Origin of the sequence: Pseudophaeobacter arcticus DSM 23566 (genome assembly GCF_000473205.1) — a bacterium.
In the GTDB taxonomy this organism is placed as follows: Bacteria; Pseudomonadota; Alphaproteobacteria; order Rhodobacterales; family Rhodobacteraceae; genus Pseudophaeobacter; species Pseudophaeobacter arcticus.
The window spans coordinates 4,075,663-4,098,075 of the sequence record NZ_KI421507.1; the positions used below are offsets into that span (position 1 = coordinate 4,075,663).

The window sequence follows — 22,413 nt, forward strand, 5'->3', positions numbered from 1 at the left end:
CGCAGACTGGAACGCAGGGCTTGCTATGGCGGCCAGCAGAGTACAGATGACAATGTCAATTCCCAGATGGTGCAAAGATCGCTTTTGTAACAGAAGATCTCACACTTAGGGTGCTGACTTTGCCGCGCGGATTTCGCGTTCCAATGCGTCCAGAAAACGTGAGCGGTCGGCCTTGGTAAAGCCCTTGCCAGAGCCGCCAGCCCCCAGCGGATTGGCGGCGCGCAGGTCGGCCATGAGATCGCGCATCGCCAGTTGCTGGCCGATATTGGCCGGGGTGAAGCGCTCGCCATTGTGGCGCAGCACCTGGGCGCCGGTCTCGATACATTTGGCCGCCAGGGGGATGTCGCCGGTGACAACCACATCGCCGGTGCCGCAGCGCTCGGCGATCCACATGTCGGCCACATCGGCGCCTTCGGAGACGATGATGTTTTCCACCAGCGGATTGCGCGAGGGGCGCAGGCCACCGTTGGAGACCACATACATTTTCAGCTTGTGGCGGGTGGCCACCCGCTCGGCCTCTTCCTTGACCGGGCAGGCATCCGCATCGATATAAAGCGCGCTCACGTGGCATCCTTTTTGTCAGCGGCTTGGGAGGCCTGGGAGACCTTTGCGACCTGGGAGACCTGGGCAGCCTGGGCAGGGTTCGCCGTGGCTTTATCGGTGGATTTAACCGTGGGAGCGGTGGGCCTTTTCACCTTGAACTCTTTTGGGATGGGCATCCGGTTAAAGGCATCCAGGCCGGCGATCTTATAGGCCTCGGCCAGGGTTGGATAGTTGAAGGTATTCTGCACAAAGTAGTCCACGGTGCCCTGCAGGTTCATCACCGCCTGGCCAATGTGGATCAGCTCAGTTGCGCCTTCGCCGACGATCTGCACCCCCAGAACCCGGCGGGTCTTGAGGCTGATCAGCATTTTCAGCATGCCGTGTTCCAGCCCCATGATATGCCCGCGTGATGTCTCGCGGAAGCGGGCAACGCCGATCTCGTAGTGAATGCCACGCTCGTGCAGCTCTTCTTCGGACATGCCGCAGGTGGACATCTCGGGCACCGAATAGATGCCATAGGGGTACCAGGGGCTTTCGGGCAGGGTGGGCGTTTCCAGCGCGTGGCAGGCGGCAACACGGCCCTGCTGCAACGAGGTGGAGGCCAGCGAGGGGTGGCCGATCACATCACCAGTGGCATAGATATGCGGCACGGCGGTCTGATAGGTCTTGCGCTCGACGCTGAGCCGACCGCGGTGATCGGTTTCCAGCCCGACGGCATCGAGGTTCAGCCCATCGGTATTGCCCATGCGACCGGCGGCAAACAGCAGCATCTCACCACGCACATGGCGGCCATTGTCCAGGGTGACCTCGATATGGCTGCCGGCGTCTTCGATCTTGTCGATGGCGGCGCCAAGGCGCAGATCAACGCCGTTTTCCCGGATCTGATGGGTGAAATCCTGAATGAGGGTGCTGTCGATGAAGTCCAGGAAGGTGCTGCGCGGCTCGATCAGGGTGACCCGCACATCCAGGGTCGAGAACATGGTGGCATATTCCACCCCGATGACGCCGGCGCCAACCACAACCAGGGAGCGCGGGATCGAGGACATCTCGAGGAATTCATCGCCGTCGACAACGGTTTTGCCGTTAAACGGCACATCGTCTGGCCGGTAGGTGCGGGTGCCGGTGGCGATGAGGAATTTTTCCCCGGTGATCCGGGTGGTGTCTCCGGCCTCGGTGGCGACCTCGATTTCGTGTGGGCCAATGAATTTGGCCAGGCCCGCCAGCCATTCCACGTGGTTGCGGTTGAACTGGTGTTCCAGCACATCGACCTCGTGGTCCAGGGTCATATGCAGGCGGGCCTTCAGGTCTTCGGCAGCAATCTGGTCTTTTACCCGGTAGGAGCGGCCGTAAAAGCTGCGTTCGCGCCAGCCAGAGAGGTTCAGCACGGTTTCGCGCAGGGTTTTGGAGGGCACAGTGCCGGTATGGACCGAAACCCCGCCCAGCCGGTCTGCCCGGTCGATGACCAGCACCCGGCGTTTTAATTTGCCCGCCTGAATGGCGGCGGTCCGCCCCGAGGGGCCCGAGCCGATAATCACCAGGTCATAGTCGTAGTCGAAATTGGTCATGGTGGGGGTTGCGGCAGTGGTCATGGATTAATCCCGGTACAGGGCTTCGGCGTGGAAGGTGACGTGATCTTCCATGAAGCTGGAGACAAAGAAATAGCTGTGATCATAGCCCGGCTGCAGGCGCAGGGTGGCCTCTTGGCGCTTTTCTGCCATGGCGGCGGCCAGGGTTTCGGGGCGCAACAGGTCGATGAACTGGTCAGTGGTGCCGGTATCAATCAGCACCGGCCCGTCAAATCCGCTTTCGCGCATCATCAAGGTGGCATCATGCCTGGCCCAGGCGGCTTCATCGTCGCCCAGATAGGCCGAAAGCTGCTTGCGCCCCCAGTCGGCACCGGTCGGGTTGCAGATCGGTGCAAAGGCCGAGACCGATTTGAACCGTCCCGGCAGGTTCATTGCCAGGGTCAGCGCGCCGTGGCCGCCCATGGAGTGGCCGGTGATGGCCTGGCGGTCCAGATCGATGGCAAAGTTTTCCGCCAGCAGCGCGGGCAGCTCTTCGGCGATGTAGTCCCACATCTGGTAGTGCGCCGCCCAGGGCTGCTGGGTGGCATTGACGTAAAAGCCAGCGCCCTGGCCCAGGTCATAGGCCTCGTCATCGGCGACAGCTTCGCCGCGGGGGCTGGTGTCGGGAAAGACAATGGCGATGCCCTGCTCGGCGCACCAGGCCTGGGCACCGGCCTTGGTCATGGCGTTTTCATGGGTGCAGGTGAGGCCCGAGAGATACCACAGGATTGGCACCGGCCCGTCCTTGGCTTCTTCGGGGAGGAACAGGCCAAAGGTCATGTCGCAGTTGGTGGCAGTGCTTTTGTGACGGTAGACACCTTGCTGGCCGGCAAAGGCCTTGTTTTGCGAGAGGGTTTCCATGGTGGGCTCCTATGATTGGTTGCCTTACCGCTACCTGTCGGGGCGGCGCGGGTCCAGTAGAGGCGCGACAGCTGGCTTTGTTATTGCGGCAATCACGTTACAATTCGCTGAATTGCTGCCGCAAAAGCGGGCGGCTACAGCTGCGAGACCCAGGCAATCACCATGGGGACGGTGAAGATGGAGGCGAGGGTTGAAATCAGAATGGCGGCCGAGGCCCGGTGCGGCGCCACGCCATAGTGCTGTGCCAGCATATAGACATTGCCTGCCACCGGCAGAGAGGCCGCTGCAATGGCCACCATGGCTGAGAAGCTGCTGACCGGGAACAGGGTGATCACGCAGAGCGCGACACAGAGCGGGTGCAGCACCAGTTTGGCAAAGCTGAGCCAGACGGCGATCTGCATCCGCTCAGCCGATTTTGACGCCAGCGAGGCACCAATGGCAAACAGCGCGCCGGGGGTGGCAGCCCCGCCCAGGATCGACAGAAAGTCATTCATCGGCACCGGGATCGGGATTTCAGCGGCGGACCAGGCGAGGCCGGCGCAGATGGCCAGGATCATCGGGTTGCGCAGCAGCCCGAGCAGCACCAGCTTGAAGGTTTTCAGACCCAGGCCAGAGCCGCGCCCGAGGTTGATCAGGATGACGATCAGCGAGGAAAACACCACCAGATCGACGCTGAGCACCACCATCATCGGCGCAATGGAGGCTTCGCCAAAGAGCATCGCCATCATGGGCAGACCGAGGAAGCCGACATTGCCGATGGCGGCGCATTGTGCCTCGACGGCGGCGGTGGGCATGTCCAGGCGGCGCAGCACGGCCACCAGGGTCACCAGCAAATAGACCGCCATTGTGCCCGCGAGATAGGCCAGGACGAGGTCGGGATCAAAGATCTCTGCAAAGGAAAGATTGGCGGAAAAGCGAAAGATCATCGCCGAGAGCGGGAAGAAAAAGATGAACTTGGTGAGATAGGCGGTGGCCTCTTCGGTGAAGAACCGCGTCCGTCCCGCCCAGTAGCCGAGGCCGATGATTGCAAAAAAGGGGAGTGTTCTGAAGAAAATATCGGCCATTGCCAGAGTGGTAGCGGCTTTTGGTGAAAAGGCAAGGTGGAAAGGTCGGAGGTGTTTGGAAAGCATCAGGGAAAAATAAGGGGGGGCTCCCGCCCGTCGTTTGGGCATCATAGATGCCCGCCTCCCGTTGGGCCTGGCGCCGCGCTGCCGCGCGGCGTGGGTGATCCAGCCCTGATCCGTCTAATTTAGAGCTCGCCCGGTTTGAGATCTGTCCCTTTGAGATCAGCCCAAAAGAACAGGCCCACAGTGTTGATGCCGTGTTGATGCTGTTCGGGGAAGGGGAAGGGGAAGGGGAAGGGGAAGGAGAAGGGAGCCTGGGGGCCAGGCCTGCAGGGGGCGGGAAGGGGGCTGTGGCGCGACACCGCGCCGCGCGGCAGCGCGGCGCCACCCCCAACGGCCCCAGCCTTCGTCAGAAGGCTGAAGGGTGGGCGGGAGCGCTTGCTTTGTGATTTCTTGGCATGTCCCATGCCTGACCTATTGGGCAGGGTGGTGAAACGAGAGCAAAGAGAAAGGTGTTGCGCTACAGTTCTCTGGGCTAGACTGAAGGTTCTACTCCGCCAGTGCCACGAGGTCAGCCATGAACGAACACGCCAGCATTCTGCGAACCGGTCGGAAGTTTGATCAGGTCCTGAAAGGCGCGCGTGAGGTGTTTCTGGCAGACGGATTTGAAGGCGCCAGCGTTGACGACATTGCCCGGGTTGCCGGGGTCTCCAAGGCGACCCTCTACAGCTATTTTCCGGATAAGCGGTTGTTGTTCATGGAGGTCGCCCGCAGCGAATGTGCCCGTCAGGCGGATGCTCCGATGACTCTGGCCACCTGTTCCAGCACCCCGCGTCAGATCCTGCGCAGCGCGGCCGGGCATATCCTGTCAGCCAGCCTGTCTGATTTTGGCCTGCGGATGTTTCGCATCTGCGTCGCCGAAGCCGACCGCTTTCCTGATCTGGGACGCCAGTTCTATGAAAGCGGTCCGATGTTGATTCGCGGCAAAATCCGTGACTACCTGCGCAGCGCCACCGCAAAGGGCGAGTTGCAGATCGAGGATTTTGACCTCGCCGCGGATCAGTTTGCAGAACTCTGCCGTGCCGATCTGGTGCCGCGTTTTCTGTTCAAAATCGACACCAGCTTTTCAGAGGAAGAACGCAGCAGGATCATTGAAGGCGCCGTTGACACATTCCTGGCCCGCTACGCGGCGGCGCCGGTCTGATCACAGCGCGCTCCTGGGCGCTGTGGTCTCGCCGGGCTGGGTCTGCCAGGGGATATGGCCTGGTGAGTATGGCCAGAGGAGTATGGCCAGAGGAGTATCGCCTGGGACCGCGATCCCTGGCGCATTCTTCGTTCTGCGGCGAAGGGAATTCTATGGGCAGGGGCGCTGCAAAGGGCTAGCCTTGGGGCATGACAACACCACGCTTTGATATTATTGGCCAGGCCTTGAGCGATGCCAGCCGCACCCGGATGCTGTGTGAGCTGATGGAGGGGCGGTCTTTCACCAACAAGGAACTGGCCTCGGCGGCGGGCATCACCGCCCAGACCGCCACGGCGCATCTGCGCATGTTGCAAAACGCCGGGCTGGTGCTGGCCGAGAAACGCGGCCGGTGCGTGTTTCACCGCCTCGCCAATGCCGAGGTGGCCGGGGTGCTGGAGCAGCTGGCCGCCATCGCGCCCAGCTCGCATCTGCATCTGGCCCAGCGGCGCAAGGCGGGGGATATTGCCCAGCTGCGCAGCTGCTACGACCACCTGGCTGGCCCCGTGGCGGTGGCACTTACCGGGAAATTTCTGGACCGTGACATGCTGATCGAGGAAAACGGTGGCTTTCGTGCCTGTGGCCATGAGATCTGGCAAAAGCTGGGCGTGTGCCTGCCACAAAGGCCCTCGGCTGCTGAGGCACGCCAGCCCTTTGCCCGCCCCTGCATGGATTGGACCGAGCGCAGGCTGCATGTCTCGGGACCGCTGGGCAAACAGATCCTGGCTCATTTCTTTGATCAGGGCTGGGTGACGCGCAACAGCCACAAACGCGGGCTGCAGATCACCGGGCTGGGGTCCCGGGCGCTGCAGGAGATTCTGGATCTGCATTGTGAGGAGCTGATCAATGCCTGAGACCTTTGACACCATCCGCTCCGACCGGTTTACCCTCGAACAGGGCACACGGGTGCTGGTCCAGGTGCCACAAGAATCCGCCGCGCGGGTCTTGCAGGCGATCCTGTCGCAGGAGCCATTACACTGGGGTGATTATGATCAGGTGTCCTATACCACCAGCGCCGGGGAGCAGCAGTTTCGCTCCCGCCCCGGAGGGCGCAATCAGGCAACCGACCAGGCGGTTGCGGTGACCTGCGTTGAATTGCAGATCTTTGTCCCCAAACAGGGCCAGGAACTGGCGCCGTTGCTCTGTGCCATCTACCAGGCCCACCCCTATGAAGAGCCGGTATTCCAGCTGATTGCGGCGGCGCGCAGCCTGCATCGGCGTGGCCAGGATGAGGCAAACCCAAACCGGTTTTGGAACCAGAAGGCCGCAGATTGGGTGCCCGAGGCGCATCGCTGAAGCCGGGCTGGTGCAAGCCGAGGCAGGGCCGGTGCAAAATGGCTTGATTAATCCCGTCGTTGCGGCGAGTCTTGGGGCATGACTATGGATCCCTTTCCGCCCAGTCAGGGCGCGCCTATCCCGCAGCAAGTGGCCTTTGACAGGCGTGAAATGTCGGTGATCTTGTCGCTCTATGGCCGCATGGTGGCCGCCGGAGAGTGGCGCGACTACGGGATCTCCTGCCTGCGGGACCTCGCGGTGTTTTCGGTCTTTCGCCGCACCGCTGAACACCCGCTGTACCGGATTGAAAAACACCCCAAGCTGCGCAATCGCCAGGGGCTGTATGCGGTGGTGGGGATGGATGGCCAGATCCTGAAACGCGGCAGCGACCTAAAGGCGGTGCTGCGGGTGCTGGAGCGTAAACTCATCCGGGCGGTGAAATAGCAGGCCGGGACAACAGGCAGGCCGAGACAACAGGCAGGCGGATGCAGGCTGGCGGATGCAAACAGGCAGGCGGATGCAGGCTGGCGGATGCAAACAGGCCGATACAGCAGGCAAGACTGAGACCCAGCCGGGCGCTGACCAAGCCGGGGGTGCTTGCCTGATGGCTCAGCCCGTTTGTGGTAGCCGCCGGTGGGCGGTGACCGGGCCGTCGCCCTGATCGGCAATGCGGGAGATCGCCTGTTCCAGTGGTTCCAGCGCCACGGCCATGGCATGGACATTGGCATGCAGCAGGGTGTTGGGGTCGTGGACCCAAGCAACATGGCCCTTCCAGAACAAGAGATCACCAGGCTGATAGGCGCTGCCGGCGGGCAGCAGTGTTCCCAATTCGCGCTCTTGTGGGCCGCTGTCGCCGGGGCAGGCAATGCCACAGGCAAGGCAGGCCACCTGTACCAGTCCCGAGCAATCAATGCCAAAGCGGCTGTTTCCGCCCCAAAGGTAAGGCGTGCCAAGAAAACCGATGGCGACGGAAAGTGGATCGCTCAGGCGCTGATCCATCGGGGTGAGATGCACCCAGGGGATATAGCCCTGGCCGGTTTTGGCAAACCGCCCCTCCCTGCCAGAGACCAGGACCTGACTGCCAAGGCTGAGTGCTGCAACTTCGGGGGATTTAAAATCGGCGGCGCTATAGGCGTGGCTGGCTGGGGCGCTGATCCAATGGCTGTTCACCTGCGCCGGGGCCAGCGCCGTGGCGGGCAGATAGCCCTGATAGCCGTCCTTGGCCGCGCAAATACGGGCCCACCCCTGATTTTGTTCCAGGACTTCTACCGCCTCGCCACACAAAAGCTGACGGTCGCGCGGCCCGTCGGGGGCGCGCAACAGATCAACAACAGGCAGGGCAATGCGGGCAAATTCTGAGGCACTTTTGGTCATGGTGCTTACAACCCCAGCAGGTCGGGCAGGGCGGCAAACAGCGCCCGGCAGCCCTGTCCGGTGCCGCCCTTGGGACGGGCCGGAGCGGCGCTGGGCGTCCAGCCGTAGATGTCAAAATGCATATAGCGGCTCTCGCCGACAAAGCGGCGCAGGAACAGCGCGGCGGTGATCGAGCCGGCAAAACCGCCCGCAGGCGCATTGTCGAGATCGGCAATGTCAGGTTCGATCATGCTCTCGTAGGGGGTATGAAAGGGCATCCGCCAGACCGGGTCGGCCTGTGGGCCTGCCTGGGCCGCCAGCGCGGCTGCATCCGCGTCATGGTCGGTATAAAACGGCGCCAGATCCGGGCCGACTGCCACCCGCGCGGCCCCGGTCAGGGTCGCCATCGAGATCACCAGATCTGGGCTGCCCTCATCCGCCAGGGTCAAGGCATCGGCCAGCACCAGGCGGCCCTCGGCATCGGTGTTGTTGATCTCAACCGTCAACCCCCTGCGCGAGGGCAGCACATCGCCGGGGCGGAAGGCATTGCCGGAGACGGCGTTCTCCACTGCAGGTATCAACACCCGCAACTGAATTGGCAGCGCGGCTGCCATGATCATCCGCGCCAGACCCAGAACATTTGCAGCCCCGCCCATGTCCTTTTTCATCAACCCCATGCTGGCGCCGGGTTTCAGGTTCAGCCCGCCGGTGTCAAAGCAGACGCCCTTGCCCACCAGGGTCAGCTTGGGTCCAGAACTGCCCCAGTGCAGATCAATAAGACGCGGGGCCTGCTCTGCCGCGCGGCCAACGGTGTGGATCAGCGGCAGATTTGCCTCCAGCAGATCGGCGCCGCTGATCACCCCGACGGAGGCGTCAAATTCCGCCGCCAGCGTCTCGACCGCCTCTGCCAATTGGGCAGGCCCCATGTCGGCGGCGGGGGTGTTGATCAAATCCCGGGTCAGCCATTCGGCGGCGGCCAGAGATTCGATCGCGACCTGATCAACAGAGGCCGGGGCGATCAGGCCTGCCGCCATCGGTGTGGTGCTTTTGTAGCGGCTAAAGCGGTATTGGCTCAGCAGCCAACCAAGGCATTCGGTCGACAGGGTTTCGGCGTCCAGGCGGGCAAGGCCCTGTGCCTCGGTCTGCAGCTGATAGCTACCTGCGGGCAGTTTTTCTGCGGCGGCAGCCAGCGTAAACCGTTGGCGCATGCGCTGCGCAGCAGTGCCATAGCCGGCCAGCGCAACAGATGCCGCGCCATCGCCCCCCGGAACCAAAAGAGCCTGACCGCAGCCTGCCGTAAAGCTATTGGCCGAAACCCAGTCCTGGAACGGCTTGGGCTGATTCTGTAGCCAGTCTTGCAGCTGATCCTGCTCCATCAGATAGAGGGGGACAGCAGTGTCAGAGACTGGTGCAAAGCAAGGGGCCATAAGAAGGATACTCCGGTTGGGCGTCAGGTGCCGCCAGAGTATCTGCCTGCCCGCTGCCTGCAAGGGCCGCCTGCCATTTGTTGCCAGAGTTTTGGGTGCTGCCAGAGTTTTAGGGACATTTGCGGGGCTACATATGACTTTGGTGCAGGGCGCTTGACCTTGGTGCAGGGGCTTGGCGTATAGCCGCTGCGCATGACCCCAAACAGGCCAAGGCCGCCTGAGACCATTTAAGTCTCCAGGGCGGCCTGGCATGTAGGCATTTTACACTACAGTTCTAGTGGTCAGTCTTTCTGTTGGGTCGGGCCGTTCAGAAAGTGCGTTTGGTCTTTCCGTTTGATCTGGGCGTTCAAACAGTGATGTCTTGCTGATCCCAGACGGCTGTCAGGGAGCGCTCGCCGACCCGAAGGAGCCGGAACAGGATCGCGGCCACGGCCGGTGCGTCCTCGTTATCAATGGACGCGGTTACATCGCGGGCAATGGACGCCATGGCGCTCATCCCGATCTGTTCGGCGATTGCGATCAAGGAGCGCGCGTTTTTGCGCAGATCAACCATGTTGTTCTGTCGCCAAAGTCGTTCGCAATGTGTCAGACGCACAGCCAGTTCCTCGATGGCGCGACAAACGACATCTTCGGCACCAACTTCGCCCAGTTGTGCGTAAAGCTCGCCCAGTTTGTCTGGATCAAGACGCACGTTTTCTACCTGCATGACAGTAAGTATATTAGCCACCACATTCACCCTAAATTTAGTGTACCCCCACGGTACAAAGCCAATTTGCCTGCCAGTGGTTGTCAAAAGGTTTCCACGGGGCTGTTCAAATCCCTCGAATTTGTGAACAATTTGGGATATCAGCGCCGCTAACATTCACAAGGGGATGCTCTAAATGGAATTTGCTAAACCTCTACCCAGCTATCTGGTCACCCGCTATCACGGCTGGAAAGCCACGTCCTATGCGGAAAACCGAGGATGGTATCGCCGCCTCGCGACTGAGGGGCAGCGGCCTCGGGCGATGGTGATCTCCTGCTGTGACAGCCGGGTTCATGTGACCTCGATCTTTGGCGCCGATCAGGGGGAGTTCTTTATCCATCGCAATATTGCCAATCTGGTGCCCCCCTTTGCGCCCGATGGGGATCACCACGGCACCAGTGCCACGGTGGAATATGCCGTAACCGTGCTGAAAGTCTCACATCTTATCGTCCTGGGCCATTCGCAATGTGGCGGCGTGCAGGGCTGTATTGATATGTGCAAAGGCCATGCGCCAATCCTGGAAGCCAAGGAAAGCTTTGTCGGGCGCTGGATGGATATCCTGAGACCCAAGTTCGATCTGGTTGCCGAAATCGAAGACGAAGACCACCAGGCGCGGGAGCTTGAACGTCAGGCGGTTGTGGCTTCGCTGGAGAACCTGATGACCTTTCCCTTTATCGAGGAAGCGGTCAAAGACGACAATCTAAGCCTGCATGGGTTGTGGACCGATATCGGTGAAGGTGGGCTGGAATGCTACGATCCCAAGACGGGTGTATTCCAGCAAGTTTGACAGCCAGCCTGCCTGAGTCGCTGTGCCAGGGGGGATCTCTGGCCTAGTTGCTTCGAATTTTACCCATATTGATGGCGGCGCGGGTGTATCCACCGGCGGCGCCATCGACAAAATGCACGTGATCATCGCGGCTGGCGGAGGGCACGATACAGGTGAGCCTGGCCTCATCCTGCGCGTGCAGGCCAAAACGGACATGACCGGCGGTCTGGGCCTGTTGGAGAATCGCCTTGATCTCGTTGTGCAGATCCGGCGTGCAATCAATGGTCATTTTCAGCCCGTCGTCGAACTTTCGGTAGTCGGCATTGGCGCTCATCACGGCAAGATAGTGATTGGGGTCAAACTGCCCCATGGGCTTTTTGCGGCGAAATAACCAGCTTGTCAGCATGGCTCCTGCCATCAGGGTGAGCCGCTTTAGCAGCACAGACCCGGTGCCATGGGTGAGCTGGGCTTCGACATCAAGCCCCTGTGGCAGCAAGGCGATGCCGGGGCCCTCGGCCGGGACCGGGTGGCCGCCCCGCGCCAGAGCCGCTGTCCGGGTCAGGATCTCTGCGGCCACCTGGGAAAACTGCGCCGGTGTTGCGGTTGGCCCTGGCACCATCACCAGCGACAGGATCAGCCCATTGCGCGCCGGGATTGTGTTCCAACGGCACGACAACCCGGTCAGATCGGGAGGCGTGTCGCCTGTGTCCGCAGGGATGGTGGAATGGCCCTGCTTCATCTGACCTTCGGCCCAGGCGAGGCCGCCACCTGAAAACATGGCGTAATCCGCATTGGCAGAGACCGCGTGGCGGGCCACGGTGACATCCAGCCCCTGGGATCGCACCTCGGTCAGGGCAATCACCGCAACCCGCAGGGTAATGTTAAACTCCTGCTGCACCCAACGGCGCAGTTGGGCCAGCGTGAGGCGCGCCGTGGCGGCCTGCTCAGCTGAGACCGCAAACGAGGTCCCGTCGCCGCCAAAGACATAGGGAAAGGCAGCGCCGCCGAGCGCATTCTGCATGGCCGCAATCACCGAGGCCCCAACCATGTTGACAGTCTTGTATTTCCCCGCCGCAATCAGCCCGGTGGAATCGACGATGTCGCTGCAGCAGATAACCCAGTCATCGGGAAGCGGGGTAAAGGCTGCAGGCTTTGTCAGGCTGGCAAAATGGCTCTGTCGGGGCAGAGATTCGTAAAACTTGGCGATATGCATCATCCGTCTCAATCTCTGCTGTCTGATGTCAAAACAATTGTACCCGGGCTGCAAACATGCAAGCTCGCGTCGCGAACATGTGACAACAGATGCTCAATGGGCGCGCAAAGCAAGAGATCTACCTAAAGGGAGCGTTCAAGATGCAGGCTGGATTGATCATGTTGTGCCTGGCCTATGTGCTGAGCCAGTTTTTCCGTGCCTTTCTTGGCGTTCTGACCACGGTGCTGGGGCAGGATATCGGCGCCACGCCCAGTGATCTCGCCGATGCATCCGGTATGTGGTTTTTGTCCTTTGCGGCCATGCAGCTGCCGGTGGGCTGGGCGCTGGACCATCTTGGGCCACGCCGCACCTCTGCCTGGCTGTTGTTCCTGGGCGGTTCTGGTGGCGCGGCGGTCTTTGCGCTGGCGACATCGCCCTTTCATGTCAGCATGGCGATGTTCTTTATCGGCATTGGCTGTTCGCCGGTGCTGATGGCCTCTTATTATATCTTTGCGCGCCAATACCCGGCGGCCCGCTTTGCCACTCTGGCAGCGCTGATGCTGGGCATGGGGTCGGTGGGCAATCTGGTGGCCTCTTACCCGACAGCCTTTGCGGTTGAGCACCTTGGCTGGCGGGCGACGCTCTGGGGGTTGGCTCTGGCCTCCTGGCTGGTGGCCGCAGGTCTGTTTCTGACAGTGCAGGATCCGGCCAAACCTGAGGGCGGCCAGAAGGGGTCGGTGCTGGAATTGCTGAAGATGCCAGTGCTCTGGACGATCTTCCCTTTGATGTTTGTCTGCTATGCGCCCTCTGGCGCGCTGCGCGGGCTGTGGATTGGTCCGTACCTGAACGATGTCTATGGGCTGAGCACCGGCGAGATCGGGCTGGCGGCGCTGGCCATGGGCATTGCCATGGTGGCGGGCACCTTTGCCTATGGGCCGCTGGACCGGATCTTTGGCAGCCGCAAATGGGTGATTTTTGGCGGCAATGCACTGGCGGTGCTGGCCCTGGGGGCGTTGATTACAGTGGACGGGGCTGCGGTCTGGCTTCCGGTTGCGGTGCTGGCGCTGGTTGGGTTTCTGGGCGGCTCTTTCCCGGTGATCATCGCCCATGGTCGCGCCTTTGTGCCACCGCATCTGGTGGGGCGCGGCGTGACGCTGCTCAACTTCTTTGGCATTGGCGGCGTGGGAATCATGCAGTTTGTTTCCGGGCGGTTGCATACAAACATGGCCGCAGCGGACCCTGCGGCGCCCTATCTGGCGATTTTTGGCTTCTTTGCTCTGTCTCTGGCGATGGGATGTGTGATTTATCTGTTCAGCCGTGACCGGCTCGACTGACCTGGCTCTTTAAATGCAGGGCAATTGCCTATATGAGACCTCAGCCGGCCATAAGGCCGGGTGATACTGGAGAAACAAAATGGGTTATCGCGTCGTCGTCGTTGGCGCCACAGGCAATGTGGGCCACGAAATGTTGAACATCCTGGCAGAGCGCCAGTTTCCTGCGGATGAGGTTGCCGTTCTGGCCAGCCGTAAGTCGCTGGGGACCGAGGTGTCGTTCGGCGAGAAGACGTTGAAGACGCAGGATCTCGACACCTTTGATTTCACCGGCTGGGACATGGCGCTGTTTGCCGTGGGGTCTGACGCGACCAAGATCTACGCCCCCAAGGCCGCCAAGGCGGGCTGCGTGGTGATCGATAACTCGTCGCTGTATCGCTACGACGCCGATGTGCCGCTGATCGTGCCCGAGGTAAACCCCGAGGCGATCCATGGCTATGCCAAGAAGAACATCATCGCCAACCCCAACTGCTCGACTGCGCAGATGGTTGTGGCGCTGAAGCCTTTGCATGACCGGGCCAAGATCAAACGCGTTGTGGTCTCGACCTACCAGTCGGTCTCCGGCTCCGGCAAAGAGGCGATCGACGAGCTGTGGGAGCAGACCAAGGCGATCTACAACCCGACCAAAGAGGTGCCGCCAAAGGTCTACCCCAAGCAGATTGCCTTTAATGTGATTCCGCATATCGATGTCTTTCTCGACGATGGCTCCACCAAGGAAGAGTGGAAAATGGTCGCCGAAACCAAGAAGATCATCGACAAATCCATCAAGGTCACAGCCACCTGCGTGCGAGTCCCTGTCTTTGTCGGCCACTCTGAATCGATCAATATTGAAACAGAAGATTTTCTCGACGAAGACGAGGCCCGCGATATCCTGCGCGAGGCCCCCGGCGTCATGGTGATCGATAAGCGCGAAGACGGCGGCTATGTGACCCCGGTTGAATGCGTTGGCGATTTTGCCACGTTTATCAGTCGCATACGCCAGGATTCCACCATCGACAACGGCTTGAACCTCTGGTGTGTCAGCGACAATCTGCGCAAAGGCGCCGCTTTGAATGCGGTGCAAATTGCGGAACTTCTGGGCCGTGAAGTGCTCAAAAAAGGCTAAAGCTCTTTACACTTTAGGTTAGGGGGTCGCTTCGCAAGAGGCGGCCCCTAAACTTTTGCAGGGCTGCCCAAATCTAGCCATAAAACGCAATATCTTAAGGGTGGGATATGAAAACGGGGTTTGAGCCATGTACTCGAAAGATTTTGAACGCGAAACACAGACAACCGGCGACGCGGCCATGCAGCAGACGGCCTGGTCAAGCGCCAGTGACCAGGACCGGATGGATTCTGAAATGGCCATTCAGTTGCGGATCATGCTGACGCCACATTTCCAAGAGGCCACGACCTGGTCAGAGCTGCGCTCGGGTCTGCAGGACAAAGGCTTCTACATGAAACGTGCCAAGGGCCACATGCATCTTTATGATGCGCAGAGCCATGTCAAAATCTGCACCTGTGCCTTTTTGGGCTTTCCTGCCGCAGATCTGGAGCAGCGGTTCAAACGGGTGCGCCCGGTGCGCAAGGCGCCAACCCGCATGATGGCAGATGCCCCGGTGGCGCGGCACTGATCTCAGCTGGGGATTATGAGCTTCCCATTGGCGCTGCCCGCGTGCGGTGTGCGCAGCGCAGCCAATGAGGTTCAAAACGGTGCCAGAACGGCGCCGTTTTTGTTTTTCTGTGGTAGCGTGGCGGGGCTTCGGCAAATTTGCGCCAGATCACAACCGCTTGGCAACTGATGCTTTTATCTGCGCCTTGACGCTCTACTATCAGGACAATTGAGCGGGTCGGTTGCTGTTCCAATCCGGGACGGTGGGCCGGACCTGCGCTCCAAACCTGATTGTGAGACATTCATGCGTTTTTCCCTCTCCTTGCTGTCGCTGCTGGCCAGTTCGGTCGCCAGCCTTGCCTGGGCCGATGACATTACCGTCAACAGCCGGGTGGCTGCGGTCACGGTCTTCCCCGAAATGGCTGAAATCACTCGGCACGCCGCATTTGATCTGCCAGCCGGACAGCATCGTCTGATCCTGCGCAACATTCCCAAGAGCGCGTCTATGGAGACCCTGCAGATAGAGCTGAGCGGAGCAACCCAGACCGCGTTGTTGTTTCGCGAGGATGGCGTGCCGCCACGGCGCGCTGACGATCCAGAAGTGCTGGCGGCTGAGGCGGTGATCAAAGAGGTTGAGGCCCGTATTCAGGCGGTTCGCGATGAGGCCAGCCGGGCTCAAACTGAAGCTGTGGCTGCCCAAACCGCGATTGGTTTTCTGGAGCAACTGGGCAGAAACGAAGGGCTGGCCGAGGCCGGCGCGGAGGCCCTGCGCGATATTACACGGATGATTGCCAGTGAGGCAGATGCCGCCGGAAAACAGACGCTGGAGGCGCAGATTCGGGCGCGTGCCATTGAGGAGCGGCTGGAAGGTTTGCAAGAGGAACTTGCGCAGGCCGAACAGGAGCTGGCGGCCATCGACCGAGAGGATGAGGATCGGCTGTATCTGGTTGTCGAAGTCGCAGTGGCCGAAGCCGGGCCCGCCAGTCTGGAGCTGCGCTACCTGACCGAAGGCGAGGTTGCTTCCCTGCCAAGCTATGAGTGGCACCTGAGCACCGGAGAGACACCTGAGGTTACTCTGAAACGCGGATTTGGCCTGCAGCAGGGAACCGGGGAGAATTGGGAGAATGTCGCCCTCACGATCTCGACCCTGCAGCCGGGAGAGCAGGGATCGCCTTCGGAACTTTATGCTTTGCGGCGTCGGATTGAGGACCCCCGCCCAGAGCCCAAAATGCGCAACCAGGCGGTCGCAGATTACATTGCAGCCGAGGCGCCCGCGCCGATGGTGGAACCCGTGGTGGTCGTGGAGGAAGCCTCCACACCAGCCTGGGGGGCAGATACCAGTGGTCCGGGGGTGACCTATCGCTTTGGGTATCCGGTCTCTCTGGCCTCGGGGGTGGATATTGTGAAGCTTGATATGGATGCGTTGAGCACAGAGGTAGAGGTGCAAGCGGTTGCAGTACCAATGCGCGATGATACCGCCTATCGTGTTGCAAAAACCACCAATACATTTGGTGAGGATCTCCTGCCGGGATATCAGGTGCCAATGTTTGTCGATGGTAAGTTGGTGACACTGGTGGATTTTTACGGGGCCGCCGCTGGGCAGGAGTTCCAGCTTGGCTTTGGGGCTATTCCCGGGCTGCAACTGACGCGCACTGTCTTGCAGAAAAGCGAAGGCGAGCGTGGGATGATTTCGCGCAGCAACCAGCAGCAGGAAGTGGTCGAGATCTCGGTGGAGAACCTGACGGGAGAGACCTGGCCGCTGCGCCTGCTCGACCGGGTGCCCTATAGCGAGCAGGAAGAGCTGGAGATCACCTGGAGCGCCCAGCCCAGTGCGAGCGAAGAGAATGTCGACAAACAGCGTGGTATTCTGGCCTGGGAGTTTGATCTGGCGCCGGGCGCGGACCAGCTGATCCGGCTGGAAACCACCTTGAGCTGGCCCGAGGGCAAACTGCTGCGCTGAGCCGGATTTTGTCCAGCCCCCCGCACCTTCGCCAAGCGGTGCACATAACAAGCGGTGCACATAAAAAGGGGGGGCTCCCGCCCGGAACGGGGATGGATCAAAGATCCCTCCGTTCCCGTTGGGCCCGGCACCGCTGTCGCGGTGCTGGTTCCGTGAGAGGGCACCGCTGACGCGGTGCAAGAGAAAGAAAATCTGGCTGAGAAGGCCCTCAGGGGCAGGTCTGCCCTGAGGGCCTGTTTTCAGTTTGTAAAAGAGCTGCGCGTCAAGGGTGAACCGCGCTGGCGCGCGGCCGCTTGCAGCGGCCCTTGACCCACAGATGGCAGGCTCCCCCAGGTGGCTGTTTCCATCTGGCAGGGGGGGAGCAGGGGGGAGGCTAGCGGTTTTGGCGCAGCCGACCCACAACGCCGGTTGGGAAAAAGTAGACGCTGAGGATAAACAGCACGCCAAGCCAGAGCAGCCAACGGTCAGCGCTGAGCAGTTCGGGCAGCAGCGGCATTCCCTCGACCAGGCCAGAGGCGGCGCCCATCAGGTTTTGCAGATAGTTCTGCGCCAGCACAAACAGGGTGGCGCCGATCATGGCCCCATAGAGCGTGCCCATGCCGCCAATGACCACCATCAGCAGGATATCAATCATCAGCTCCATCGACAGCACGGTGTCGGGGCCGACATAGCGCAGCCAGACCGCATAGAGGGAGCCCGCCAGTGCCGCAATCGCCGCAGAGAGGCAGGTGGCGGCAACGCGGTAGTAGACCACCCGGTAACCAATGGATTCGGCGCGGAAATCATTCTCGCGGATCGCCTGCAACACCCGGCCAAAGGGCGAGTTCACCACCCGCAGCAGCGCCAGGAACAGCAGCGTCGCGCCAAGGAAGACAAAGTAGTAGGCGAGCAATTTGCCGTTCAGTTTGACGCCAAAGAGCGCGCCGTCAAACATCTCCTTGCCAAATTTGAAGGCCGGGCCCAGTTCACGCGGGGTTTTGAAGGTGAGGCCATCTTCGCCGCCGGTGAGGCCCGAGAGTTGGCTGACCAGCACCGCCACAGCTGAGGCCACGGCGAGGGTGATCATGGCAAAGAAGATGGCTCTAACGCGGAGCGAGAACAGCCCGATGAGCAGCGCCAGTGCCGCTGCCAGACCTGCGCCGGCCAGGGCACCGATGGCAATGGCATCAAAGCCGCGGCCCATATGGGTTGAGGTCAGGGCGACGCCATAGGCGCCGATGCCAAAGAACATGGTATGGGCAAAACTGACGATGCCGCCATAGCCCAGGAGCAGATCATAGCTGGCCACCAGCACGATAAAGACGCAGATCCGCGCCGCGGTATCAACAGTGCGCACGCCGGGAAACAGGAAGGGGGCCAGCGCCAGGCAGATCAGAATGCCGCCAAGGATCAGCGCCAGCGGCAGGGAACGCGGCATGTCGCCGGAGAGAAGAGAGCGGATCATTTTGCTTTTACCACCGGAATCATACCCATGGGGCGCCACATCAGAATGGAGACCATCAGGGCAATATTGGAAATAAGGGCGGCTTTGGGCTCGATAAAGGCGATGTAGTTCTGCATCAGCCCCACCAGGAGAGCGCCAATAAAGCAGCCCTCAACAGAGCCAAGCCCGCCGATGATCACCACGATAAAGATCAGGATCATCGCGTGATTGCCCATATGGGCGGTGATGACCTCTTGGTAGAGCGCCCACATGACGCCACCAAGGCCCGCGAGGGCGGAGCCGGCAATAAAGACACCGACAAAGACCAGCTTGAGCCGATAGCCAAGCGCCTGCACCATCTCGCCGTTCTCGACACCGGCGCGCACAATCAGACCGATCTTGGTGCGGCGCAGTACCCAGCGCATGGCGGCAAAGACCACAAGGCCCACGGCGACGGCCACCAGGCGATATTTCTCGATTGCGGCGCCGGCAAAGGTCACCGCGCCTTTCAGCGCTTCGGGGCGGTTGAAGTAGATCTCTTCGGGTCCCCAAAGCACGATGATCAGCTGTTCCACCACGATGAGCCCACCCATGGTGACCAGGATCTGTTTCAGGTGATGGCCATACACGGGCGCGACGATGACTTTTTCGAAGGCCCAGCCCATGGCGCCAGTGGCCAGCATGGCCCCGATGACAGCCAGCAGCACGGCGCCGAGGTTGAGCATCAGCGAGGGCGCCTCGGTCAGATGGCCCAGCCCCATCAGCACGGTAATGCCGACAAAGGCACCAACAGAGACAAAGGCGCCATGGCCAAAGTTGATCACATCCATCAGGCCAAAGACCAGCGTCAGACCCGAGGCCATGATAAAGATCATCATGCCCATGGCGAGGCCGGAAACCGTGAGGGTCAGCCAGCTGGCGGGATTCAGGATGGCGAGAAATCCGGCGATGGCCAGCAGCGGCACCAGCAGGACTGGCATATAGGGGCCGATGCGCTCAGACAGGGTGGTCTGGGCCATGGTGGGGGCGTGTTCAGGTGCAGCGCTCATGTCTGGGCCTCCTGCGATCTATGGGGGAGTGCTCCACAGGGGAGCCAAAGGGCAAAGCGCGGCAGAGTGGGGGCGATGATCATCAATGGGCCTCCATGCTGAGGCCCATCAGGCGCTCTTGCAGAGCGGCATCACGGCCGAGTTCCGCCATCTCGCCGGACCAGATCATCCGGCCATCATCCATCACATTGGCGCTGTCGCCGAGGGCTTTGGCGACGGCAAAATTCTGTTCTACCAGCAGCACCGAGGCGCCCTGGTCTTTGAGATCTTTCAGGGCCCTGGCCATGGTAGAGATGATTGCTGGCGCCAGCCCCTTGGTGGGTTCGTCAATCAGGTAAAGCTTACGTTCTTCGATCATGGCACGGGCAATCGACAGCATTTGTTTTTGCCCGCCCGAGAGCGTGCCGGCATCGGATTTCCAGAATGTTTTGAGCGGCGGGAAGGCGGTGAAGATCCAGTCCAGCCGGGCGGAATTGATCGGGCCGCTGACGGCGGCCAGGGTCATGTTTTCCGCAACCGTGAGATCGGCAAAGATACCCATGTCTTCGGGCACAAAGCCGATGCCAAGACGGGCAATGGCCGGGGTGGGCAGCTTGGTGATGTCGGTGCCATCAAACAGGATGCGGCCCTGATGGGCGCGCCAATGGCCGATGATGCTGCGCAGGGTGGTGGTTTTGCCAACACCGTTGCGGCCCAACAGCATGGTGACGCCGCCGCGCGGCACCTGCAGGTCAACACCCTGCAGGATGTGATACTGGGCGATATTGGTGTAGACGCCATCCAGCGTCAGGATTGCATCAGACATCTGCGAGAATTCCTTCGAGGCCGCGGCCCATATAGGCTTCTTGTACCACATCCGAGGCCATGACCTCAGCCGGGGCACCATCTGCGGCCAGCGCGCCATTGTGCAACACGATGATGCGATCCGCGAGGCTGCGGATCACGTCCATCTTGTGTTCCACCAGCAAAATGCTGCGGTCTTTTTGCTGTTTCAGTTCGGCAATCAGATCCAGCACAACGGGGGCCTCATCGACGCTCATGCCGGCGGTGGGTTCGTCAAACATATAGACATCCGGGTCCTGGGCGATCAGCAGGGCGACCTCCAGTTTGCGCTGGTTGCCATGGGACAGTTCCGAAACCACCTGATCGCGTTGATCCAGCAGGCGCACACGGGCGAGGATCTCTTCGGCCTGATCTGTCAGATCCTGATGGCGCGACACCATGGACCAGAGGTTAAAGCCGCGCCCCAGTTTTGCCTGCACCACCAGCCGCAGGTTTTCCAGCACGCTCAACCCGGGAAACAGATTGGTCAGCTGAAAGGCGCGGCCAATGCCGGCCTTGGTGCGGGCAGACACGGAGGCGCGGGTGATGTCGCGGCCCCGCAGCGAGACCGCGCCGCCAGAGGCCGGAATCTGGCCCGATATCAGGTTGAAATAGGTGGTTTTTCCGGCGCCATTGGGGCCAACAATCGCGGTGAGCTCACCAGCGTTAAAAGCGCAGCTGACGGCATCAACCGCGACATGGCCACCAAAGCGGACGGTCAGGTCACGGGTCTTCAGAATGGGTTGGGTCATTTTGATCTCGGAGTGTTCTCTAAAGGGCGCGTGCCGCGCAACTGGCTGCGCGCCCGGTCTGAGAAAAGGGGCAGACTGGGGCCTTGCGGCCCGCTGCTAAAACCATGGCCCAAAGACTGTATCCTCGGGCCATGGAGATTGACTGTCTACAGATTTACTGGTTGCGGATCGGGATCGGCATTTCGTCAATCGACAGCTCGCGCACCAGTTCTGGCACCGCCCATTCAACACCGTCCTGCACGGTCAGTTTGAAATGGTACATGGTCTGCAGCGCCTGGTGATCCTCAGCCCGGAAGCGCATGGTGCCCTTGGGGGTTTCCCATTCCATGCCTTCCATCGCGGTGATCAGCTCTTCGGTGTCGGTAGAGCCCGCCTTGCGGATCGCCTCAACTGCGGCGATGCCTGCGGCCATGCCCCCGGCGGTGAAGAAATCCGGAGGGCTGTCAAAGCGCTCAAAATGGGTTTTGACCAGCCAGTCATTCACCTCATTGTCGGGCAGCTCGTAGTAGTAATAGGTGCCACCTTCCATGCCCTCATAGTCTTTGAACCCTTTCAGCGCCGCGAGGATATTGCCAACGCCGGCAAATTCGATGCCAAAGCGGCCCGGATCCATGGCGTTGATCTTGCCCAGCGGGTTGCCACCGCCGGCCCAGATCACAAACAGCTTTTTGGGGCCGTCCAGGTCCTTCATGGCATTAAAAATACGCTCACCAGCGGCGGTAAAATCGGTGGTGTCGGTGGGGGCGTATTCTTCGTGGACCAGTTCGATCCCCTGGGTGGCCAGGGCCTCGCGGAAGGCGGCAACCCCGTCGCGACCAAAGGCATAGTCCTGCGCCAGAGTGGCGATCTTGACGTTGTCACCCGCCAGGGCGATGGCGCTGGAAACAGCGTCCTGCGATGAATTGCGCGAGGTGCGGAAGATATAGCGGTTCCAGTTTTCACCGGTGATGCTGTCGGCCACGGCGGGCTCAACAATCAGGATCTTTTCGTATTCCTCGGCTACCGGCAGCATTGCCAGGGCGACGCCAGAGCTGACCGGACCAACGGCGAGATCGACGTCGTCGTCGCCGTAGGCCTCTTCCAGCAGGGCCTTGCCGTTTTCGGGCTTCAGCTGGGTGTCTTTTTCGATCACCACGATTGGCTCACCATTGATCTCCATGGTGCCGCCGGTGGCATATTCCAGCCCCAGCATCAGCCCGTCGTGGCTTTGTTTGGCATAGGCCTCAAACGGGCCGGTCTTGCCATAGATATGGGCGATCTTGATATCTGCGGTGGCGGCCGAAGCCAGTGCCAGTGCAGAGACCATTCCTGCTAGCAAAGTGCGTGTCATGTCGTTCCTCCCTGAGGGCGCGCCAATTTCTAGGGTTGGCGCAGTCTCGCTCCTGTGCCTTCAGGCTAACGGCGGCCTCGCATTCTGGTCAATTGCAGGGAAATACGTATGTGGCGTCTCTCCCCTG

Annotated in this window: 22 protein-coding genes; 9 read left to right on the forward strand and 13 right to left on the reverse strand. The window is 60.9% G+C overall.

Annotation, left to right across the window (positions count from 1 at the left end):
• Positions 1-105: 105 nt before the first annotated feature.
• The 4 genes from ARCT_RS0124120 to ARCT_RS0124135 all read right to left on the reverse strand — a co-directional run bounded on the left by ARCT_RS0124120 (position 106) and on the right by ARCT_RS0124135 (position 4,033).
• Positions 106-564: a YaiI/YqxD family protein gene (locus ARCT_RS0124120; RefSeq protein WP_027242396.1), complete on the reverse strand. Its 459-nt coding sequence runs from the start codon at positions 562-564 to the stop codon at positions 106-108.
• Positions 561-2,132, reverse strand: a complete 1,572-nt coding sequence (sthA, locus tag ARCT_RS0124125) for a Si-specific NAD(P)(+) transhydrogenase (protein WP_379574063.1) — start codon at positions 2,130-2,132, stop codon at positions 561-563. The genes ARCT_RS0124120 and sthA overlap by 4 nt, the downstream gene beginning before the upstream one ends.
• 3 nt (positions 2,133-2,135) lie before the next feature.
• Complete coding sequence (fghA, locus tag ARCT_RS0124130) at positions 2,136-2,969, reverse strand: S-formylglutathione hydrolase (protein ID WP_027242398.1); 834 nt, start codon at positions 2,967-2,969, stop codon at positions 2,136-2,138.
• Between the two features lie 134 nt (positions 2,970-3,103).
• A complete protein-coding gene (locus tag ARCT_RS0124135; RefSeq protein ID WP_027242399.1) occupies positions 3,104-4,033 on the reverse strand; it encodes an AEC family transporter in 930 nt (309 codons plus the stop codon).
• Between the two features lie 577 nt (positions 4,034-4,610).
• On the opposite strand from ARCT_RS0124135, the gene ARCT_RS0124145 reads away from it, so the two are divergent.
• From ARCT_RS0124145 to ARCT_RS0124160, 4 genes are all read left to right on the forward strand, one after another.
• Entirely contained in the window at positions 4,611-5,237 is a 627-nt protein-coding gene (locus ARCT_RS0124145; RefSeq protein WP_027242401.1) for a TetR/AcrR family transcriptional regulator, read from the forward strand.
• A 188-nt stretch (positions 5,238-5,425) separates the two neighbouring features.
• Positions 5,426-6,127 carry an ArsR/SmtB family transcription factor gene (locus ARCT_RS0124150; protein WP_027242402.1) on the forward strand — a complete coding sequence of 234 codons (702 nt, stop codon included), beginning with the start codon at positions 5,426-5,428 and terminating at the stop codon, positions 6,125-6,127.
• Complete coding sequence (locus tag ARCT_RS0124155; RefSeq protein WP_027242403.1) at positions 6,120-6,569, forward strand: hypothetical protein; 450 nt, start codon at positions 6,120-6,122, stop codon at positions 6,567-6,569. The genes ARCT_RS0124150 and ARCT_RS0124155 overlap by 8 nt, the downstream gene beginning before the upstream one ends.
• Before the next feature lie 84 nt (positions 6,570-6,653).
• Positions 6,654-6,992 carry a DUF2794 domain-containing protein gene (locus ARCT_RS0124160; protein WP_154665427.1) on the forward strand — a complete coding sequence of 113 codons (339 nt, stop codon included), beginning with the start codon at positions 6,654-6,656 and terminating at the stop codon, positions 6,990-6,992.
• A 165-nt stretch (positions 6,993-7,157) separates the two neighbouring features.
• Here ARCT_RS0124160 and ARCT_RS0124165 read toward each other — a convergent pair whose 3' ends face one another.
• From ARCT_RS0124165 to ARCT_RS0124180, 3 genes are all read right to left on the reverse strand, one after another.
• On the reverse strand, positions 7,158-7,922 hold the full coding sequence (locus tag ARCT_RS0124165; RefSeq protein ID WP_027242405.1) for a C40 family peptidase: 765 nt from the start codon (positions 7,920-7,922) through the stop codon (positions 7,158-7,160).
• 5 nt (positions 7,923-7,927) lie between these two features.
• On the reverse strand, positions 7,928-9,328 hold the full coding sequence (locus ARCT_RS0124170) for a leucyl aminopeptidase family protein (RefSeq protein WP_027242406.1): 1,401 nt from the start codon (positions 9,326-9,328) through the stop codon (positions 7,928-7,930).
• Between the two features lie 346 nt (positions 9,329-9,674).
• Positions 9,675-10,034: a hypothetical protein gene (locus ARCT_RS0124180; protein WP_027242408.1), complete on the reverse strand. Its 360-nt coding sequence runs from the start codon at positions 10,032-10,034 to the stop codon at positions 9,675-9,677.
• Positions 10,035-10,209: 175 nt separating this feature from the next.
• Between ARCT_RS0124180 and ARCT_RS0124185 the strand changes: the two genes are divergently transcribed.
• The gene (locus ARCT_RS0124185) at positions 10,210-10,860 is read left to right on the forward strand and encodes a carbonic anhydrase (protein ID WP_027242409.1); all 651 of its coding nucleotides are present in this window, start codon (positions 10,210-10,212) and stop codon (positions 10,858-10,860) included.
• Between the two features lie 43 nt (positions 10,861-10,903).
• Here the strand turns inward: ARCT_RS0124185 and ARCT_RS0124190 are convergent, their stop codons facing one another.
• A complete protein-coding gene (locus tag ARCT_RS0124190) occupies positions 10,904-12,055 on the reverse strand; it encodes a DUF3095 domain-containing protein (RefSeq protein ID WP_036785399.1) in 1,152 nt (383 codons plus the stop codon).
• A 137-nt stretch (positions 12,056-12,192) separates the two neighbouring features.
• On the opposite strand from ARCT_RS0124190, the gene ARCT_RS0124195 reads away from it, so the two are divergent.
• From ARCT_RS0124195 to ARCT_RS0124215, 4 genes are all read left to right on the forward strand, one after another.
• On the forward strand, positions 12,193-13,365 hold the full coding sequence (locus ARCT_RS0124195; protein ID WP_027242411.1) for an MFS transporter: 1,173 nt from the start codon (positions 12,193-12,195) through the stop codon (positions 13,363-13,365).
• Between the two features lie 79 nt (positions 13,366-13,444).
• Positions 13,445-14,467, forward strand: a complete 1,023-nt coding sequence (locus tag ARCT_RS0124200; protein WP_027242412.1) for an aspartate-semialdehyde dehydrogenase — start codon at positions 13,445-13,447, stop codon at positions 14,465-14,467.
• A gap of 127 nt (positions 14,468-14,594) precedes the next feature.
• Complete coding sequence (locus ARCT_RS0124205) at positions 14,595-14,972, forward strand: hypothetical protein (RefSeq protein WP_027242413.1); 378 nt, start codon at positions 14,595-14,597, stop codon at positions 14,970-14,972.
• A 282-nt stretch (positions 14,973-15,254) separates the two neighbouring features.
• Entirely contained in the window at positions 15,255-16,910 is a 1,656-nt protein-coding gene (locus tag ARCT_RS0124215; protein ID WP_027242414.1) for a DUF4139 domain-containing protein, read from the forward strand.
• A 373-nt stretch (positions 16,911-17,283) separates the two neighbouring features.
• On the opposite strand, the gene ARCT_RS0124220 is transcribed toward ARCT_RS0124215, so the two are convergent.
• The 5 genes from ARCT_RS0124220 to ARCT_RS0124240 all read right to left on the reverse strand — a co-directional run bounded on the left by ARCT_RS0124220 (position 17,284) and on the right by ARCT_RS0124240 (position 22,286).
• Positions 17,284-18,354, reverse strand: coding sequence for a branched-chain amino acid ABC transporter permease (locus ARCT_RS0124220; protein ID WP_027242415.1), 1,071 nt, complete (start codon positions 18,352-18,354; stop codon positions 17,284-17,286).
• Positions 18,351-19,382: a branched-chain amino acid ABC transporter permease gene (locus ARCT_RS0124225; protein WP_027242416.1), complete on the reverse strand. Its 1,032-nt coding sequence runs from the start codon at positions 19,380-19,382 to the stop codon at positions 18,351-18,353. Before ARCT_RS0124225 ends, ARCT_RS0124220 begins: the two co-directional genes overlap by 4 nt.
• A gap of 82 nt (positions 19,383-19,464) precedes the next feature.
• Positions 19,465-20,187 (reverse strand): ABC transporter ATP-binding protein, encoded by a 723-nt coding sequence (locus ARCT_RS0124230; RefSeq protein WP_027242417.1) that lies wholly within the window; start codon positions 20,185-20,187, stop codon positions 19,465-19,467.
• Positions 20,180-20,956: an ABC transporter ATP-binding protein gene (locus tag ARCT_RS0124235; RefSeq protein ID WP_027242418.1), complete on the reverse strand. Its 777-nt coding sequence runs from the start codon at positions 20,954-20,956 to the stop codon at positions 20,180-20,182. The genes ARCT_RS0124230 and ARCT_RS0124235 overlap by 8 nt, the downstream gene beginning before the upstream one ends.
• Positions 20,957-21,110: 154 nt before the next feature.
• Positions 21,111-22,286, reverse strand: coding sequence for a substrate-binding domain-containing protein (locus ARCT_RS0124240; RefSeq protein WP_027242419.1), 1,176 nt, complete (start codon positions 22,284-22,286; stop codon positions 21,111-21,113).
• Positions 22,287-22,413: the final 127 nt, after the last annotated feature.

Coding starts and splice junctions, on each gene's coding strand:
- ARCT_RS0124185 (WP_027242409.1), top strand. CDS start 10,210: ATGGAATTTGCTAAACCTCTACCCAGCTATCTGGTCACCCGCTATCAC.
- ARCT_RS0124180 (WP_027242408.1), bottom strand. CDS start 10,034: ATGCAGGTAGAAAACGTGCGTCTTGATCCAGACAAACTGGGCGAGCTT.
- ARCT_RS0124235 (WP_027242418.1), bottom strand. CDS start 20,956: ATGACCCAACCCATTCTGAAGACCCGTGACCTGACCGTCCGCTTTGGT.
- ARCT_RS0124150 (WP_027242402.1), top strand. CDS start 5,426: ATGACAACACCACGCTTTGATATTATTGGCCAGGCCTTGAGCGATGCC.
- ARCT_RS0124220 (WP_027242415.1), bottom strand. CDS start 18,354: ATGATCCGCTCTCTTCTCTCCGGCGACATGCCGCGTTCCCTGCCGCTG.
- ARCT_RS0124200 (WP_027242412.1), top strand. CDS start 13,445: ATGGGTTATCGCGTCGTCGTCGTTGGCGCCACAGGCAATGTGGGCCAC.
- ARCT_RS0124135 (WP_027242399.1), bottom strand. CDS start 4,033: ATGGCCGATATTTTCTTCAGAACACTCCCCTTTTTTGCAATCATCGGC.
- ARCT_RS0124215 (WP_027242414.1), top strand. CDS start 15,255: ATGCGTTTTTCCCTCTCCTTGCTGTCGCTGCTGGCCAGTTCGGTCGCC.
- ARCT_RS0124230 (WP_027242417.1), bottom strand. CDS start 20,187: ATGTCTGATGCAATCCTGACGCTGGATGGCGTCTACACCAATATCGCC.
- ARCT_RS0124195 (WP_027242411.1), top strand. CDS start 12,193: ATGCAGGCTGGATTGATCATGTTGTGCCTGGCCTATGTGCTGAGCCAG.
- ARCT_RS0124155 (WP_027242403.1), top strand. CDS start 6,120: ATGCCTGAGACCTTTGACACCATCCGCTCCGACCGGTTTACCCTCGAA.
- ARCT_RS0124170 (WP_027242406.1), bottom strand. CDS start 9,328: ATGGCCCCTTGCTTTGCACCAGTCTCTGACACTGCTGTCCCCCTCTAT.
- ARCT_RS0124145 (WP_027242401.1), top strand. CDS start 4,611: ATGAACGAACACGCCAGCATTCTGCGAACCGGTCGGAAGTTTGATCAG.
- ARCT_RS0124225 (WP_027242416.1), bottom strand. CDS start 19,382: ATGAGCGCTGCACCTGAACACGCCCCCACCATGGCCCAGACCACCCTG.
- ARCT_RS0124165 (WP_027242405.1), bottom strand. CDS start 7,922: ATGACCAAAAGTGCCTCAGAATTTGCCCGCATTGCCCTGCCTGTTGTT.
- ARCT_RS0124240 (WP_027242419.1), bottom strand. CDS start 22,286: ATGACACGCACTTTGCTAGCAGGAATGGTCTCTGCACTGGCACTGGCT.
- ARCT_RS0124160 (WP_154665427.1), top strand. CDS start 6,654: ATGGATCCCTTTCCGCCCAGTCAGGGCGCGCCTATCCCGCAGCAAGTG.
- ARCT_RS0124205 (WP_027242413.1), top strand. CDS start 14,595: ATGTACTCGAAAGATTTTGAACGCGAAACACAGACAACCGGCGACGCG.
- fghA (WP_027242398.1), bottom strand. CDS start 2,969: ATGGAAACCCTCTCGCAAAACAAGGCCTTTGCCGGCCAGCAAGGTGTC.
- sthA (WP_379574063.1), bottom strand. CDS start 2,132: ATGACCACTGCCGCAACCCCCACCATGACCAATTTCGACTACGACTAT.
- ARCT_RS0124190 (WP_036785399.1), bottom strand. CDS start 12,055: ATGATGCATATCGCCAAGTTTTACGAATCTCTGCCCCGACAGAGCCAT.